The 19,302-nt window shown below is 70.3% G+C and carries 3 protein-coding genes; all 3 read left to right on the forward strand.

All coding sequences use genetic code 11. From position 1 onward, the window contains the following. The first annotated feature begins 122 nt into the window (after positions 1-122). From OC534_RS10615 to OC534_RS10625, 3 genes are read left to right on the forward strand one after another with little or no spacing between them, the layout of a single operon-like run. Positions 123-11,684: a non-ribosomal peptide synthetase gene (locus OC534_RS10615; protein ID WP_262071762.1), complete on the forward strand. Its 11,562-nt coding sequence runs from the start codon at positions 123-125 to the stop codon at positions 11,682-11,684. After that, a complete protein-coding gene (locus OC534_RS10620; protein WP_262071763.1) occupies positions 11,684-16,210 on the forward strand; it encodes a MupA/Atu3671 family FMN-dependent luciferase-like monooxygenase in 4,527 nt (1,508 codons plus the stop codon). Before OC534_RS10615 ends, OC534_RS10620 begins: the two co-directional genes overlap by 1 nt. Beyond that, positions 16,203-19,265: a beta-ketoacyl synthase N-terminal-like domain-containing protein gene (locus OC534_RS10625; protein WP_262071764.1), complete on the forward strand. Its 3,063-nt coding sequence runs from the start codon at positions 16,203-16,205 to the stop codon at positions 19,263-19,265. The genes OC534_RS10620 and OC534_RS10625 overlap by 8 nt, the downstream gene beginning before the upstream one ends. The last annotated feature ends 37 nt before the right edge of the window (positions 19,266-19,302 follow it).

The raw sequence follows: 19,302 nt of genomic DNA on the forward strand, positions 1-19,302 counted from the left end.
GCGCCCCACGCAATCGACCGGACGCACCGCATGGGTGATCCGGGTCGTCGAAACAGGCAACACCACGATCGGCAGCAAGCGGTTCTCAATGCATCAGGACGATGAGGAGGCGGTACGCGGTCATGCAGGGCGCCAACGGAAGGGATTTCAAGCCGGCCAAGGCCGAGCCGACGCAGCGTTTCGCCAGTCTTGTCGATCTGGGACGGCATCGTGCCGCCGAGAACGGCGGGCAGACGGCATTCGTGTTTCTCAAGGACGGCCACCAGCCGCAGGCGAGCTGGACGTACGCGCAGCTGGATGAGCGCGCCCGCGCGATCGCGGCGTGGCTGCAGGCGCGCGGCGGACGCGGCGAGCGGGTGATCCTGCTCTACAGTTCTGGTCTGGATTTCATTGCCGGCTTCATGGGGTGCCTGTATGCGGGCGCCCTTGCGGTACCGGTGTATACCCCGCAGGCACGGGATGAACACTGGCAGCGGCTGGAGCAGTTGAGCGACGACGCCGATGCGGGATTCGTGCTGACCACCGCAGACATGCACCGCGCGTTGCACGACCGCCTGGCGGCCTCGCCGCGGTTGGGTACGGTGCCCTGCTGCCTGACCGACACGCTGGATCTTGACCATGCGGCCGCCTGGGTGGATCCCGGCGCCCGCGCGAGCGACCTGGCCTTCCTGCAGTACACGTCCGGGTCCACGGGCGCGCCGAAGGGCGTGATGGTGTCCCACGGCAATCTGCTGCACAACCAGATGCTGATGCAGGCCGCGTTCGACCACGATGCCGACAGCGTATTCGTGTCGTGGTTGCCGCTGTTCCATGACATGGGCCTGATCGGCAACGTGCTGCACACGCTCTACCTTGGGGCGCGCTGTTACCTGATGACGCCGGTCGCCTTCCTGCAGCAGCCGGCGCGGTGGCTGCAGGCCATTTCGGACTATCGCGGTACATCCAGCTTCGCACCGGACTTTGCGTTTGCGTTGTGCGCCGAGCGCGTTACCGACGCACAGAAGGCGACGCTGGACCTGTCCAGCTGGACCTTCGCCCTGAACGGCGCCGAGCCTGTGCGTGCGGCCACGCTGGAGCGGTTCAACGCGGCGTTCGCCTCCTGCGGTTTCGACCCGCAGGCGCACTACCCGGGGTACGGCCTGGCCGAAGCCACGCTGTTCGTCTGTGGCCGGGGGCGCGGGCGGGGCGCGGACACGCGTCGCTTCGACCGGCAGGCGCTGGAGCAGGGGCAGGCGCGCCTGGACGAGGGCGGCGGGGCGCTGGTGGGATGCGGACGCGCCTGGTTCGACCTGGCGGTGGAGGTGGTCGATCCGGTCACCGGCCGCAGGTGCGACGAGGGGCAGGTGGGGGAAATCTGGGTGCGCGGCCCGAGCGTGGCGCACGGCTATTGGCGACGGCCGGATGCCACCGCGGAAACGTTCGCGGCCCGCCTGCCGGACGTGGACGCCGACCACCTGCGCACGGGCGACCTCGGCTTCGTGAGCGACGGCGGGGTGTTCATCAACGGACGCCTGAAGGAACTGATCATCGTCCGCGGCCGCAACCTCTATCCGCAGGATGTCGAGGCGGCGGTGCAGCGGTCGTGGAAGGGATTCCGCAGTGGCGGCGGTGCCGCGTTCGCGATCGAACAGGACGGCGAAGAGCGGCTTGTGGTGGTGCAGGAAGTGGACCGCTCCGCACTGCGCAACCTGCAGGTGGCCGATGCCGTGGCGCTGGCCCGCGAAGCGGTGGCGCTGGCCTGCGACGCGCGCCTGCACGACCTGGTCCTGATTGGGCCAGCACATCTTCCCAAGACATCGAGCGGCAAGATCCAGCGCGGACGGATCCGGCAGCACTACCTGCTGGACAGCATCGATGGCCGCGTCGACGGCACACGCCGCCGTCCGCGTGCCAGCGCCGCCGCCGGCAACGTGGAGACGCCCCTGCAGCGGTTGCAGGCGATGGTCGCGCCCGCGCTGGCGATATCCGCCGACGAGGTCGCGCGCGACCGCCCGCTGCTTGCGCTGGGGCTGGATTCGCTGGCGCTGGTGGACCTTGCCGGCCGCGTGGAAGCGGCGTTCAGCACCAACGGGGTGCTGCAACGGCTGTTCGATGGCGCGTCGCTGGACGAACTGGCTGCCTCGCTGGAGGCGCGCCCCGACGCGTCGCCTGCATCCGCCCCCGCACCTGCGCCGGCCCTGTCGTCCGCAGCGGTGGGCGATCGCCACCCGATGTCGGCCAACCAGGCCGCGCTGTGGTACCTGTACCGCCTGCAGCCGGAGAGCGCGGCCTATAACGTGGCCCTGCCGATTGCCTGCACGCATCCGCTGGATCGTGAATGCCTGGGATCGGCGGTGGCCGCGCTGCTGGCGCGTCACCCGGTGCTGGGTTGCCGCTACGAAGACGGCCCGGCGGGGCCCGAGCAGATCGTGCAGGCGCCCGACGCCGCCGCGCTGCAGCCGATGCGCGCCGCGCACGGGGTCACCGCCGCCGAGCGTCCGGCCCTCCTGCAGCGCCTGGCCGCGCGCCCCTTCCGGTTGGATGTCGAGCCTCCGTTCCGGGTAGAACACCTGCGCGAGGCCGACGGCGATGTACTGATGCTGGTCGCGCACCACATCTGTGTCGATCTGGCCTCGATGCTGCGCCTGATCGACGAGCTGGCCGCGCTGTATGCCGGTGAAGCACTGCCGCCGTCCGCAGCGACGGGCTTCTTCCAGTATGTGGAGGACGAGGCGCGCCATCTCCGGCACGGTACCGATGTCGAGCGGGCGTACTGGCGCGACACCCTGCCAGCGCGGCCGCCGGTGCTGGACCTCCCGCGCCGTGGCCCACGGCCGCGCGTGCAGGACGTGGCGGGGGACAGCGTCCACTTCCACCTTTCCGCCGCCGAGGGCGCGGCGGTCGACGCGCTCGCCGCGCAGTGGGCGTGTACGCCCTTCAGCCTCTTCGCTGCGGCCTTCGCCTGGGTACTGCACCGCTATGCACGCCAGCCGGAGGTGCTGATCGGGGTGCCGACTCTGGGCCGCTCGACGCCCTCCGCCCGCACGTCGGTGGGCTATTTCGTGAACACGGTGGTCCTGCACTCCGCGCTCTCGGGGGACGCTGCGGAACTCGATTTCGTGACCTTCCACCGGGCGCTCTGGGCGCGGTTGCGGGGGGCCATCGCGCACGCGCGGCTGCCGTTCGCGCAGGTGGTGGAGGCGCTGTCGCTGGAACGCGATGCAAGCGTGCCGCCGCTGGTGCAGGTGCTGCTCAATCTGCATAGGGCCAGCGACACTCCGGGCCTCGCGGCGCTCATCCAGGGGCAGCAGGACGATGCGATAGCGCTCCACGGCTGGCAGGTGCGGCCGGTGCGCCTGTCACCGGGCACCAGCCCGCTGGATCTGTCGCTGTCGCTGGTCGAGCGGGGCGATGGTCGCTACGAAGGCCGCATCGACTTCGCCACCGCGTTGTTCGAACCCAGCGTTGCCGCCAGCCTGGCCGACAGCTTCGCCCGGGTGCTGCGCGAGGGGGTGGCGCAGCCGACCGCACCGTTGCGGCAGATCCCGCTGGCGCCCCGGGACGCACATCCGGGCTGGGGCGAGGACCGCGACTGGGGCGCCTTCCTGTCCGTGGACGCGCAGTTCCGCCGGCAGGCCGCGCAGACGCCGGACCGCATCGCGCTGCACGTCGACGGCGGCACCATGACGTATGCGACGCTGGATGCGCAGTCCGATGCGGTCGCTGCCGCGCTGCTGGCCCAGGGGGTGGGCAGTGACGATGTGGTCGCGGTGTCGATGCGGCGTTCTGCCGATCTGCTGGTGGCGCTGCTGGGGACGATGAAGGCGGGCGCCGCCTATCTTCCCCTGGACCCGGCGCTGCCTGCGGCACGCATCCAGGCCATCCTGGACACCGCCCGCCCGATGGCGGGCATCCACGACGAAGGTGCCGACGCCGTGTTCCCGGGCAGTCGCAGCGTCGCCGATCTGCGTGCCGACGGCACGCACCGGCGCACCGCACCGCGCGTCCACGCGCCGGCCCAGGCCGCCTACGTCATCTATACGTCCGGTTCCACCGGACAGCCCAAAGGCGTGGTCAACACGCACGCGGCGCTGGCCAACCGGCTGCAGTGGATGCAGCGGCGCTTCGCCCTGCAGCCTGACGAGCGCGCCCTGCTGAAGACGCCGTACACGTTCGACGTGTCGGTGTGGGAGCTGTTCTGGCCGCTGATGGTCGGTGCCGGGCTCGTCATCGCCCGTCACGATGGACACCGCGATGCGGACTACCTGCATGCCCTGATGCGCGACCAGCGCGTCAGTGTCGTGCATTTCGTGCCGTCGATGCTGGCCGCCTTCGTCGATGCGCACGGGCTCGGTGCGCTGCCGTCGTTGCGGCAGATCGTATGCAGCGGCGAAGAACTGGGCATCGATGTGCTGGCCCGCTGCCGGCAGCGCTTCCCGACCACACGGGTGGCCAACCTGTATGGCCCGACCGAAGCGGCCATCGATGTGAGCTGCTGGGACTGCGATGCACAGGACGCGGGCACCCGCGTGCCGATCGGGCATCCGATCGACAACGTGCAGATGGTGGTGCTTGACGACGACCTGCAGCCGGTACCCCAAGGCGTGGCTGGCGAGCTGTACCTGGGCGGGGAGGGGCTGGCCCGTGGCTATGCCGCAGCGCCGGCGCTCACTGCCGAACGCTTCGTGCCCTCGCCGGTGCCGCGCGTGCCTGGCGAGCGGCTGTATCGCACCGGAGATCTTGCCCGCCAGCGCCAGGACGGCGCCATCGAGTACCTCGGCCGCCTCGACTTCCAGGTCAAGCTTCGCGGCCAGCGGCTGGAACTGGGCGAGATCGATGCGCTGGCCGGCACCTGCGACGCCGTTGCCGGTGCGCTGACCGTCCTGGCCCGGCATGCCAATGGCGAGCCCTATCTGCTCTGCCACGCTGTGCGTGCCGGCGCCTTCGATGACGCCGAGCGGCTGGAGCTGCTGACTGCCCACCTGCGGGCCAGATTGCCGTCCTATGCGGTCCCGGAACGGTTCACGCTGCTGGACGCATGGCCGTTGAACAGCAGTGGCAAGATCGACCGCGCCGCGCTGCCGACATCGGCGAACGTGGCACCGGTCGCGGCCGTCGAGGCCGCACCGCTGACGCCGGTGGGCGCGCAGGTGCTGGCGGCCGTGCGCGAGCTGCTGGCGGTACCGGAGGCCTCGGCCGCCGACAACTTCTTCTCGCTTGGCGGCCACTCGTTGCTGGCCACCCGCCTGTGCTCGCGCCTGCGCGAAACGGCGGGGGTGCACCTGCAGGTCGCCGACGTGCTGCTGCACCCGGTGATCGGCGACCTCGCACGGCGCGCCGACCAGCGTCAGGCCGGTGGCGATGTCGACGCCCCGCCTGCGCCGTCGGCACCGGAGGTCCTGTCGCCGGCGCAACAGCGGCTGTGGTTCGTGGACCAGCTGCACGGCCCCAGCGCGGCGTACACGATGCCGCTGAGCATCCGCCTGGCCGGCGTGCGGGCCCCTGACACCGTGCGCGGACACGTCGCCCATGTGCTCGCGCTGCATCCGGAACTGCACGCCTGCTACGTGGCCGGTACCGACGGTCCGCAGCGGGTTGTCGGCGCGCACCCGCACCCGCCGGTCGCGTTGACCGATCTGTCCGGACACATCGGGCAGGCACGCGAGGATGTGCTCGCCTCGCACCTGCAGGCATTGGCCGGGACCGTCTTCGATCTGGCGGCCGGGCCGATCTGCCGGGCCGATGTGGCCTGGCTGGGGGATGGGGAGTGCGTGCTGACGGTGCTTGCGCATCACATTGCCGCCGACGGTGGTTCGCTGGCCGTACTGCTGCGGCAGATCGCCGCGCGGTGGAGTGGGGCGGACGCGCTGCGGGCGGGCGACCATACGGGGTACTGCCAGGCGCAGCAGGCGGCGCGCGAGGCCGATGCCTGGCAGGCCGGCCTGCAGCGGATCGCGCAGCGCCTGCAGGGCATGCCGCCGCTGCTGGAGCTGCCCACCGACCTGCCGCGGCCGCCCGTGGCGGGCATCCGTGGCGGAGTCGTGTCGCGCACGCTGTCGCTGCCCGAACGCCACCGTGTCGAGTCGCTTGCCGCCGCCACTGCATGCAGCCCGTTCATGCTGCTGGCCGCGGTCTTCCAGCTGTTGATGTGGCGCTACAGCGGCAACGAGGACGTACCGCTGGGGACCGCGGTGGACACGCGTGACCAGGCGCGGCACGGGGATACGGTCGGTCTGTTCGTCAACACCCTCGTGCTGCGCAGCCCCATCCAGCCAGCGGACAGCTTCCAGGCGCATCTGCGCAGGTTTGCCGGCGATTGCGTGACCGCGTTGCAGGATGCCGCCGTCCCCTTCGACCATGTCGTGGATGCGCTGGCACCCTCGCGCTCGCTGAGCCACGGCCCGCTGGTGCAGGCGATGGTGACGCTGCAGCCGGACGTGGTCGACCCCTGCGCGTGGCCCGACGGCGTGCAGGCCGCGTGGCTGCCACTGCACACGGCAACGGCCAAGTTCGACATCAACCTGCTGATCACCTTCACGCGCCACGGCATGCGCCTGGAGCTGGAGTACCGGCGCGACCTGTTCACATCCGCGTCGGCAGAGGCGATGCTCGCGCATTACGCCGGTCTGCTGGCGTCGGCGCTGGAGCATCCCCTGCAGGCAGTGGCTGCGCTGCCGCTCGGGGCGGCAGTGGCGCCGACGGCGGCTGCGGCCGCACCGGCCACGGTGCCGGGTGTGCCAGGCGATCTGCCTGCGCGCTACAGCGCAACGGCGAAGCGCTTCCCGACGGCCATTGCGGTCAACTGCGCGGACCAGGCACTGACCCATGCGCAGTTGGATGCGCTCAGCGGGCAATGGGCGGCCGCATTGCGCGAGGCCGGCATCGGGCGCGGGAGCCGCGTCGGGCTGTGCATGGAGCGGGGCTGCGACCTCATCGTGGCCATGCTCGCCATCCTCAAGGCCGGTGCCGCCTATGTCCCGCTGGATCCGCGCTACCCGGCCGAGCGGCTGCTGTACATGGCACGCGACGCCGACGTGGCCGGCATCCTCGGGCATCACGCGCATGCAGGGCTGTTCGCCGATGCGTCGCTGCGCTACCTGCCGGTGGAAGCGTTGCAGACCACCGATACGCCACCGCTGGCGGCCGTGGCCATCGATCCGCAGGAGGCGGCGTATGTGATCTACACGTCCGGTTCCACCGGCCGTCCGAAGGGCGTGGTGGTGACCCATGCCAACGTGCTGCGGCTGTTCGAGGCCACGGCGGCGACCTTCACGTTCGGCCCGCAGGATGTCTGGGCGTTGTTCCACTCCTACGCCTTCGATTTCTCGGTCTGGGAAATCTGGGGCGCCCTGCTGCATGGAGGAAGGCTGGCCGTGGTGCCGTACGCGGTCGCGCGCTCGGCCGACGAGGTCGGCCCGTTCGTCCGCGCGCAGGGCGTGACCGTACTGAACCAGACGCCGTCGGCCTTCCAGCAGCTGCTGCAGGCCGATCTCGCCGGCCCCCCACGGCCCTGGCCCGCGCTGCGCTACATCGTGTTTGGTGGAGAAGCGCTCAACCTGGCGGCACTTGCGCCGTGGTTCGAGCGGTATCCGCAGGGGCCGGTGATGGTGAACATGTACGGCATCACCGAGACCACGGTGCATGTCACGGCGCGGATCATCCAACACGTTGACGTGGACGCGCCCGGCAGCCTGATCGGCGAAGCCTTGACCGATCTGTCCATGTACATCCTGGACGACAACGGCGTTCCGCAGCCTGCAGGCGTGCCGGGCGAACTGCATGTGTCCGGCCCTGGGCTGGCACGTGGCTACCTGGGACGCGCCGAGCTGACGGCCGAACGCTTCCTGCCTGATCCGTTCTCGCCGATCCCCGGCGCACGCATGTACCGCAGTGGCGACCTGGCGGTCCGCCGGGCGCACGATGGCCAGGTGCACTACATCGGGCGGCGCGACCAGCAGGTCAAGGTGCGCGGCTTCCGCATCGAACTGGGGGAAGTGGAGGCGGCCTGCGCGAGCCTGCCCGGTATCGGCCAGGTGGTGGCGCGGGCAACCGGCGATGGCCAGCTCGCCGCGCATGTGGTGCTGGCCGATGGCGGCAGCCTGGACGCCGCCGGCTGGATGCGCCACCTGCGTGGCCGCCTGCCGGAATTCATGGTGCCGGGGATGTGGGTGCCGATGCCGGCGATCCCGCTCACCCGCAACGGCAAGGTCGATGAGGCGGCACTGGCGGCGGCACGCGTGGCGGGCGGCGCTGCCGACACCGCGGCGCCGGTCGGCGGCGCCGACGAGACCGAGCGGCTGGTGCTGCAGTGCTGGTCGCAGCTGGTGGGCTCGGCGTCCATCGGTCGGGATGACGATTTCTTCAGCGTGGGCGGAAATTCCCTGCTGGCCGCCCGCGCCAGCGCGCGGTTGCAGGCCGTGTTCGCCGTGGGCCTGACCGTTCGCGATCTGTTCGATCACCCGACGGCAGCGGGCCTTGCCGCCTGCACCCGGTCGCGCACTGCCGGGCGCGGGCAGCCATTGCCGGTGCTTGGGCCATGCGCCGGTTCCGGCCCGGTGGTGGCCACCACCGGGCAACAGCGGTTGTGGTTCCTGGAGCGCCTGGGCGGCGACCCGACGCTGTACACCATGCCGGGGGTGTTCCACATCGACGGTGCGCTCGACACCGCGCGCCTGTCGGTGGCGCTGGATGCGCTGGTGGCGCGCCACCAGGTGTTGAACGCGTCCTTCGTTGCCATCGACGGGGTGCTGCACCAGCAGGTCCAGCCCGCGCGGACCGGACTGCTGGAGGTGATCGATCTTCGCCACCTTGGCGACGCCGAACGGGCGACAAGGTTGGCGGCGCTGATCGATGCCAATGCCTCGCACGCGTTCGATCTCGCCGCAGGTGCGTTGTTGCGCTGCACGCTGGTCAGGCACGGCGACGCCGCCTGGACGATGCTGCTGAACATCCACCACATTGCCTTCGACGGCAGCTCGCTGGCGATCTTCTGCCACGAACTGCGGGCGTTGTACGCCGATGGCGTGGCCGCGCTGCCGGCGCCCACGCTGCAGTACGCCGACTACGCGGTGTGGCAGCACGACACCGCGCACCTGCTGGAGCCGCAGTTGGCGTACTGGCGCGAGGCACTGGACGGCGCGCCTCCCTTGCTGGAACTGACCACGGCATCGCTTCGCCCCCCGGTGCAGTCGCACCGGGGGGGACTGCACCGCTTCGAGATGCCGCCCGCCCTGCATGCAAGGCTCGGACAGCGCTGCCAGGCACTGGGCATGACGCCGTTTGTGGTGCTGTCCAGCGCGTATGCGCTGCTGCTGTCGTACTTCTCGGCCAAGCAGGATCTGGTGATCGGCACGCCGGTGGACAACCGCCAATCGCTGGCGTCCCAGTCGCTGATCGGCTTCTTCGCCAACACGCTGGCGCTGCGCTTCCAACTGCAGCCCACCGCCACGGTGGCCGATCTGCTGGAGCAGACGCGGTCGCGTCTGATCCACGGGCTGTCCCACCAGGAGCTGCCGTTCGAACGGGTGATCGAACACCTGCAGCCCGATCGCGCGCTGAGCCACAGCCCGCTGTTCCAGCACATGTTCGTCATGGAACAGGGCGACGAAGCGACCTTGGTCCTGGATGGCGTCCGGGTCACCGCAGCACCGCCCGGCGACCGGGCGGCCAAGTTCGATCTGACGCTGTCGATGCGCGCGTCGGGCGGAACATTGCAGGGCAGCCTGGAGTTCGCGCGCGACCTGTTCACCGCCATCACGGCGGCGCAGCTCGCGGACGCCTACGTGGCGGTCGTGGAGGCGCTGTTGGACGATCCGTCGCGGCGCCTGGACGCACTGGCGCCGCGCTGGCCACAGCCGTCGCTGCTGGACGGCTCGCGGGTAGACCGGTGTGCCCACGCGCTGCACGCACGCGTGCTGGATCAGGCGCTGCGCACGCCGGCCGCCGTCGCCATCGACGATGGGACACAGTGCCTGACTTATGCCGGGCTGGCCGCCGAGGTGGCGTCCGCCGCGCACGCCCTGCAACGCCTGGGCATCGTGCCGGGCGAGCGCGTTGCGGTCTGCCTGCCGCGCACCGCCCGCCTGGTGACGACGCTGCTGGCGATCCAGTCGGTGGGCGCGGCCTACGTGCCACTGGATCCGGACTACCCGCGCCAGCGGTTGCTGGACATCCTGGACGATGCGGCGCCCGCGCTGCTGATCGTGGACGCGCGCATCCGTGACAGCGTGCTCGGGCAGATCGGTGATGTGCGGGTCATCACGCTGGACGAGGTGTTGGCCGGACCAGTGCCGGCCGCCATGTCCGCGCTGCCGGCCGTGCCGGTCGGGGCGGTGGCCTATGTGATCTATACGTCCGGTTCGACCGGCCGGCCGAAGGGTGTGGCAATCCGCCATGTCAATGCGAATGTGATGCTCGACTGGGCGCTGACCGAGGTGGACGACGCGGATCTGCAGGGCGTGTTTGCCTGTACCTCGGTGTGCTTCGACCTGTCCGTGTACGAACTGTTCCTGCCGCTGGTGGCCGGTGGCACGGTGGTGCTGGGCGACAATGCGCTGGCTCTGCACCAGGCCGCCGCGCGGCGACCGCTGACCCTGGTGAACACGGTGCCGTCGGCCATCGATGCGCTGACGCGCGAGCGTCCGCTGCCGGCCAGCGTGCGCGTGGTCAACCTTGCCGGCGAAGCGCTGCCGGCAAGGCTGGTGGAGCGACTGCACGACCAGTCGCCCGCGCTGCGTGTCTACAACCTGTATGGCCCGTCCGAAGACACCACGTACTCGACGTGGGCGTTGATGCCGCGCCGGACCGGCGTCAAGCCGGTGATTGGCGTTCCGATCGCCAACACCCGCGCGTATGTGCTCGACAGCACCGGTGATCCGGTGCCGTGGGGCGTCCCCGGAGAACTGTATCTGGCGGGCGACGGTGTGGCGCAGGGGTATCTCGGTCGTCCCTGCGCGACGTCCGAGCGCTTCCTGCCGGACCCGTTTGCGATCGACGCGGGCGCGGTGATGTACCGCACCGGCGATCTGGTGCGCTGCGCGGAAGGCGGTGCGCTGGAGTTCATCGGACGCGCCGACCAGCAGGTCAAGCTGCGTGGATTCCGCATCGAACTGGGCGACGTCGAGCACCACCTTGGCCGTCTGGACGGGGTTGGAGAGTGCGCGGTGCTGGTGGTGCCGAGCGCAGGGGAGGATGCCCTGGTCGCGTTTGTCTCGCCGGCCGAAGGGCAGGTGCTGCAGGCTGCCGGGCTGCGTGACGCGCTGGCCCGCGCGCTGCCCGCCCACATGCTGCCAACGCGCTATGTCCTGCTGCCGGCCCTGGCCAGGACTGCGAACGGCAAGCTCGACCGCAGGGCGCTCGCGCTCGATGACGCGGCCTCCGCCCCCGTGGCGCAGGCGACCGCGGCCCTGCCGCCCGGCAACGAGGCCGAACGCGGCCTGCTGGCGCTGTGGCGGGAGATGCTGCCCGGCGAGGTCGCCGGCGTGGACAGCAACTTCTTCCTGGCGGGCGGCCATTCGCTGCTGATGCTGAAAATGCTGCCCCGTGTGGAAGCCATGTTCGGCGTGCCGGTATCGATGCGCGCGGTGTTTGAACACCCCGACGTGCGCGGTCTGGCCCGTCACCTGTCGGCGCAGCAGTGGCTCGCCAACGCAGACCGATCACAGGGAGTGAGCAGCGATGAGCTTGTCGACGAGGGGAGCCTGTAATGTCCATTGATGCACTGCTGCTGGAGCTGCGGGAACGCGGGATACAGGTCTGGACGGAGAACGGGGCGCTTCGCTATCGGGCACCGGAAGGCCGCTTCGACGCGGAGCTGAAGGAGCGCGTGGTGGCTGCCAAGGCCGCGATCATCCGCGCCCTGGAGGCCTACCAGTCCAGCACCGATGCCGGTGGGGCGCTGCTGCGGGTGCAGCGGGGCGACCTGTTGCCGCTGTCGCACGCGCAGGAACGCCTGCTGTTCATGCGCACACTGGGCGGCAACGAAGCGGCATACAACATTCCGGTCGCATTCCGCGTGCGCGGGCCGCTGGATGTCGATCGGCTGCAGCAGGCGGTCGACGCGCTGGTGCGGCGGCACGAGGTGCTGCAGACCCGTTACCCCGACGGGGCCGACATCGCCGGCGCTTCCTGGGTCGACATGCCCATCCCGATCGAACAGCGCGCCGTCTCCGCGCAGGGGCCGGACCTGGACGCGCTGCTGGTGCTGGAGGCTGGCCGTGGCTTCGATCTCGCCGGGGCGCCGCCGCTGCGGGTGACGCTGATACGACTGGATGACGGCGAGCACGTGCTGCTGATCGTGCTGCATCACATTGCGGCCGATGGCTGGTCGCTGGATGTTCTCAAGCGCGATCTCGGCGCGCTGTACGCGGGTGCGACGCTGCCGACGCTGCCGGTGCAGTATGCCGACCATGCCGCATGGCAGCGCAGCTGGCTGCAGTCCAGTGGCCCGCGGATCCAGGCGCAGCAGGCGTATTGGCGGCAGCAGCTTGCCGGTGCCCCGGTGCTGTCCACCTTCCCGGGCGACCGCCCGCGGCCGGTCACGCAGCGTTACCACGGTGCGGTGCTGCGCAGGGCGCTGCCGGGCGGGGCGCAGCAGGCACTGCAGTCGCTGGCGCACGATCACGGCGTCACGCCGTTCGTGGCCGGCCTGGCCGTGTTCAATCTGTTGATGTGGCGGCATACCGGAAGCACCGATCTGGTGGTCGGTACCCCGGTGGCGAACCGCGTGCGCGCCGAAGTGACGGATCTGGTCGGCTTCTTCAGCAACACGCTGGTGATGCGCACCCGCGTGCAGCCCGGTGAGCGCTTCCAGGACCTGCTGGGCAAGGTCCGTGAGACTGTACTGGCCGCGCAGGAAAACCAGGACATCCCGTTCGAGCAGGTGGTCGAGCTCCTGCAGCCACCGCGCAGCCTCAGCCACACGCCGCTGTTCCAGCTGATGTTCTCGATGATCGAGCGCGACACCGACGGCCTGCGGCTGACCGGCTGCGACGTCGAGGCGATTGCTGCCGATACCCATGTCGCCAAATACGATCTCACCCTGACCCTCGAGCACGCTCCCGACGGCACGGAGATGGGCCTGGAGTACAACACCGATCTGTTCGATGCCGACACGGTTGATGCCCTGGCCAGCCAGTTCGCCGCGCTGCTCGAGCAGGCCGGCGCGGCGCCGGCGCGGCGGCTGCCGCAGTTCCGCCTGCCGGCCGACGCGGTCGACCCTGCAGGCCCCGGTATCGCTGCCGACGAGCGCTCGGTGGCCTGTCGTTTCCGTGACGTGGCGCAGCGCGATCCGGATGCCGTCGCACTGCGCTGCGGTGACGTGTCGCTGGATTTCGGCACGCTGGCATCGCAGGTGGCAGCGCTGTCGGCGCGGTTGCGGGCACGGGGCATCGGTCCTGAGCACCGGGTTGGCGTACTGCTGGAGCGCCGTCCGGAGATGGTCGTGGCGCTGCTGGCGGTGCTGGACGCCGGCGCGGCCTATGTTCCGATCGATCCGGACTACCCGGTGGCCCGGCAGGCGTTGATGATCGAGGACGCGGGCCTGAGCCTGCTGATCAGCGCGCCGTCGCTGGGCGCGATCGCCGAGGTGGCCGGTGCCGGTGTGCCGGTCGAGATGCTCGGTGTCGGCGATCCGCTGCCGCCGCCTGCGATGGACGAGCCTGCGGCGGCGCCACCGCCGGAGGCCCTTGCGTACATGATCTACACGTCCGGCTCCACCGGTCGCCCCAAAGGCGTGATGGTGTCGCACGCCAACCTCTGCGGTTTCCTGCATGGCCTGGACCAGCGGCTGCAGCCGGCGCCCAACGAGCGCCAGGTGTGGCTGGCCGTCACCAGCGTCTCCTTCGACATCTCCGTCCTGGAGCTGCTGTGGACGTTGTCGCGTGGGCACCAGGTGGTACTGCAGCAGGAGCAGCCTGCTGCCACGGCTGCAGCGGCACTCCCGTTGGCCGGCACCGTACAGCGCCGGCCGGCAGCGCCGGTGGGGTTCAGCCTGTTCTACTTCGCCGCCGAACGCAGCGCGCCGGGCGCGGACCGCTATCGGCTGCTGATGGACGGCGCGCGTTTTGCCGATGAAAGCGGTTTCGAGGCGGTGTGGGTGCCTGAGCGCCACTTCCATGCCTTTGGCGGCCAGTACCCGAGTCCGGCGGTCGCCGCCGCTGCGCTCGCGGCGGTGACGCGCAACGTGTGCATCCGCGCCGGCAGCGTCGTGCTGCCCCTGCACCATCCGGTGCGGGTGGCCGAAGAGTGGTCGATGATCGACCATCTGTCCAAGGGCCGTGCCGGCATCGCCTTTGCCTCGGGCTGGCACTTCAACGATTTCGTTTTCAACCCGGGCAACTATGCCGAGCGCCACCAGGTGCTGCGCGACGGGGTGGACACGGTGCGTGCGCTGTGGCGTGGCGAATCGCGGCCGTTCCGCGCCGGCAACGGCAGCGAGGTGGAGATCCGCACCCGTCCCGAGCCGATCCAGCCCGAACTCCCGGTGTGGATCACGGCGGCCGGCAGCCCCGAGACGTTCGAGTATGCCGGGCGGATCGGTGCGAACGTACTCACCCACCTGCTGGGGCAGAGCCTGGAGGAGCTTGCGGGCAAGATCGCGCTGTACCGGCGTACCCGCGCCGAGCATGGGCACGACCCCGAGGCGGGCCGCGTGACGCTGATGCTGCACACCTACGTGGGCGAGGACAGCGCGGAGGTCAGCGCGCGTGTGGAAGCCCCGTTCAAGGACTATCTGCGCAGTTCGGTCAACCTGCTGCGGCCGGTGGCCGAAGCCAATGGCCTGGACCCGGATGTCGACCAGGACGTGCTGGTCGAAGCCGGCTTCCAGCGCTACGCCCGTTCCAGCGCGCTGTTCGGCACGCCCGAGGAATGCCTGCCGATGATCGGACGGCTGCAGGCGATCGGCGTCGACGAGGCGGCCTGCCTGGTCGACTTCGGTATCGACGAGGATCACGTGGTCGAGGGATTCGCGCAGCTGAAGCGGCTGCGCCAGCTGGCCGACGCCGAACACGCGCGGCAGCAGATGCTGGCGCGGCGCACCTACCATCCCGCAGAGGAGACGATGGCCCGCCATGCGGTGACGCACCTGCAGTGCACGCCGTCGTTCATGCGCCTGCTGCTGGACTCCGAGCCGGGCCGGCAGGCGGTGGCCCGGCTGGATGCGGTGCTGGTCGGCGGTGAGGCGTTGCCCGCACCGTTGGCACAGCAGCTGGCGGCCACTGCGCGGTCTGCATGGAACATGTATGGACCCACCGAGACCACCGTGTGGTCCGGGGCCACCCAGGTCACCGAGGCAGCCCCCACGCTGGGCGGCGCCCTTGGCGGCGAGCAGATCCGCGTGCTGGACCTGGACCTGGAACGGGTGCCGACCGGTGTTGCCGGTGAACTCTACATCGGCGGCATCGGCGTCACCCGTGGCTACTGGCAGCGGCCCGCGCTGACCGCCGAGCGCTTCCTTCCCGACCCGCTGTCGTGCGTGCCCGGCGCCCGCATGTACCGGACCGGCGATGGAGCGCGCGGCCGCCGCGATGGCGCGATCGATTTCCTGGGCCGCCTGGACCAGCAGACCAAGTGGCGCGGGTTCCGGATCGAGCTCGGTGAGATCGAGGCGGCGCTTGAAGCAGACCCGGCGGTGACGCAGGCCGTGGCCGTGGTGCGCCACGACAGCGGCGCACCGCCGCGGCTGGTCGCCTACGTGGTGGCCACCGGCATCGCGCAGGGCAGCGTGCTGCAGGACGCGCTGCGTACGCGCCTGCAGCGGATGCTGCCCGATTACATGCAGCCGGACCTCGTCCTGGTGCTGCCGCACATGCCGCTGACGCCGAACGGAAAAGTGAACCGGGCAGCGTTGCCGGCACCGGATGCCGCACAGCTTCCGACCCGGGAGGATGAGCCGCCTGCGACCGACACCGAGCGCGCGGTGGCGAAGATATGGGCGTCGCTGCTCGGTGTGGAGGGCATCGGCCGTCATGCCAATTTCTTCGAGCTGGGCGGGCACTCGTTCCTGCTGGCGCAGATGCACGCGCGCCTGCGCGGCATGGGGCGTCGCGAACTCAACGTGGTGGATCTCTTCCGCAACCCGACCATTGCCGGCCTCGGCGATCTGCTCGATGCCGAGCAGGACGACGATGGCAGCGCGCGTGCGGCGATGATCGCCACGCGCAGTCGGGAACGCGGACAGGCGGCACAGCGGCAACGACAGCAGTTGAAGGAGCGACTCCGCAATGGATGACAGGTTGGACAGCCCGATGGAAGGCATCGCGATCATTGGCATGGCAGGACGGTTCCCGGGCGCGGACGATGTCGCCGCTCTCTGGCGGAACGTGCTGGCAGGGCAGGTCGCGGCACGTCCGCTGAGCGAGCAGCAGTTGCGCGACGCCGGGGTGGACCCGGCCCGCATCGCCGATCCGGCTTACGTGCGGGTGGCGTACGGCCCCCAGGATATCGACCGCTTCGATGCGGGTTTCTTTGGTTTCACGCCGCGCGAGGCGGAGACGATGGACCCGCAGCACCGGTTGCTGCTGGAGTGCTGCCAGCAGGCGCTGGACGACGGCGGGCATGCCCCGGCACAGTTCGACGGGCTGATCGGCGTGTATGCCGGCGTGGGGACGCCGGCCTACATGATCCGCAACCTGCTGCCGGAACCGGGCCTGATCGATGCGGTCGGTACGCTGCAGTTCTCCATCGGCAACGAAAAGAGCTTCGCGGCCACCAAGGTGTCGTTCAAGCTCGGCCTGCAGGGGCCAAGCGTCAACGTGGATACCGCCTGCTCCACCTCGCTGGTGGCGGTCCACCAGGCGTGCCAGAGCCTGCTGTCGTTCGAATGCGACATGGCGCTGGCCGGTGGCGTCAGCCTGAACGTGCCGGTGGACGAGGGGTATCAGTTCCATGAAGGCGGCATCGTCGCTTCCGATGGCCTGTGCCGCCCTTTCGACCACCGTTCGCAGGGAACGGTCAAGGGCGCCGGTGCGGGAATCGTGCTGCTGAAGCGGCTGGACGATGCCATTGCCGATGGCGACCGCGTGTACGCCGTCATCAAGGGATCGGCGGTCAACAACGATGGTGCGCAGAAGGTCGGCTTCACTGCGGCCAGCGTGGACGGCCAGGCTGCGGTCATCGCCCAGGCGCTGGGCGTTTCCGGCGTCCCGGCCGACAGCATCGGTTACGTGGAAGCGCACGGCACCGGCACCCAGCTGGGTGATCCGGTGGAGATCGCCGCACTGTCGGAGGCCTATCGTGCCACCACGGCGCGCACGCAGTACTGTGCGCTGGGCGCGCTGAAGGCCAACATCGGTCATCTCGACATCGCCGCCGGCGTCGCCGGGTTGATCAAGGCTGCCAAGGCGGTGGAGCAGGGCGTGCTGCCGCCTGCCACCCATTTCGAGGCACCCAACCCGGCGATCGACTTTCCGTCGTCGCCGTTCTACGTCCCCACCCAGGCCACGCCGTGGCCGGCGTCCTTCGATGCCCGCCGCGCCGCCGTCAGTTCGTTTGGCATCGGCGGCACCAATGCACATGTGATTCTCGAACAGGCGCCGCTGCCGGCGCCGCCGCCCGCACCCGCACCTGTCCAGGTCCACCCCGCCCACGGTACCCCCACGGCGCGGTCGCAACTTCTGGTGGCGAGCGCGAAAAGCGCGGCGGCACTGGCCGACACCGTGGAGGCGCTGGCAACGGCACTGGCCGACGGCGGGGTGGACATCGCCGATGCCGCCTTCACCCTGCAGGCCGGCCGCAGCCATCACCGGTTCCGCTGTGCCGTGGCCTGCGCCGATGGCGCCTCCGCAGCCGACGCGTTGCGGCGGGAGATGGCCCGCGCCGGCCGCGAGGTCCATTCGAAAAAACGCCGCGTGGTGTTCATGTTCCCCGGGCAGGGCGCGCAGCATGCGGGCATGTGCCGCGGGCTGTACGAGCACGAGCGCGTGTTCCGGCAGACACTGGACGAGTGCGCGGATCTGCTGCGGCCGGAGCTCGACTGCGACGTGCGCGACATTCTCTTCGCCGATGACGACCCCCGGCTGAAGCAGACCCGCTACACCCAGTCGGCCCTGTTCTGCGTGGAGTACGCGCTTGCCTGCCAGTTGCAGGCCTGGGGCATCCAGCCGGATCTGCTGATCGGCCACAGTCTGGGCGAGTACGTGGCCGCCTGCGTGTCCGGCGTGCTCGGGCTGGAAGACGCGATCAAGGTCGTGGCACGGCGCGGCGCACTGCTCGATGCGCTGGCGCCCGGCGGCATGCTGGTCGTGCCGCTCTCCGAGGCGGCCCTTCAGCAGGCCCTGGCCGACGGCGGAGAGGCCACGGCCGGCTGTGTGGCAGCCGTGGTGAACGCACCCACACTGTGCGTGGCGGCCGGTCCCGTGGAGGCGTTGGAGCGGCTGCGTGATCGACTGGCGCCGCGCACCGAGTGCCACCTGCTGCCCGCCTCGCACGCGTTCCACTCGCCGATGATGGATCCGGCACTGTCCGCGTTCGGCGATGTAATGCGTGGCGTAAGGCTGCTCGCCCCGCGGATTCCGCTGGTGTCCAATGTCACCGGGCGCCTGCTGGCACCCGAAGAGGCGACCTCCGCAGCGTACTGGGTCCGGCATCTGCGTGAGCCGGTGCGCTTCGCCGATGGCATGGACACCGTGCTGGACGGCGGCGCTGCGGTGCTGATCGAAGTGGGGCCCGGCGTCACGTTGACGACGCTGGCCCGGCAACAGCCGGGCATCGATGCGCATGTGGTGTGCAGCTCCCTGCGCCATCCGCGCGATGCCAGCAGCGACCACGCCGCGCTGATGGCGGGCCTGGCCCAGGCCTGGATGGCGGGTGTCGAGATTGACTGGCGTGCCTTCAACCAGGCGCGCAGGGGGCGGCGCGTGGGGCTTCCCGGTGTGGCGTTCGAGCGCCGCCGGCACTGGATCGCAGCGCCGGGGCAGATCATGCCGGCCGAGGTTCTGCCGCCAGCGCTGGCAGCCACCGCAGCTGCACCCAGCGGTGTGCTGCCGCGCGATGAGATGGAGCGGACCGTTGCCGACGTCTGGCAGGCCCAGTTCGGCATTGCGCGCATCTACGTCGACCAGGACTTCTTCGAACTCGGCGGCCATTCGCTGCTGGCGGCGCGGATTCTGGTCGCCCTGGAGGAACGTACCGGCGTTCGCCTGACCATCGCCGACCTGTTCGGCGCGCCCACGGTGGCCGGGTTGGCCAACCGGCTGCTGCTGGCGCAGGTCGACGGGGCCGATGACGCATTGCTGGCGCGCCTGCTGGCGGAGATCGAAGGAGCGCCCGAGCCGCTCGCAGGCTGAGCTGCGCGGCCGGGCACAGGGGTACGGGCGGGAGGCG

Origin of the sequence: Stenotrophomonas sp. Marseille-Q5258 (assembly GCF_946900935.1) — a bacterium.
Classification (GTDB): Bacteria; Pseudomonadota; Gammaproteobacteria; order Xanthomonadales; family Xanthomonadaceae; genus Stenotrophomonas; species Stenotrophomonas nematodicola.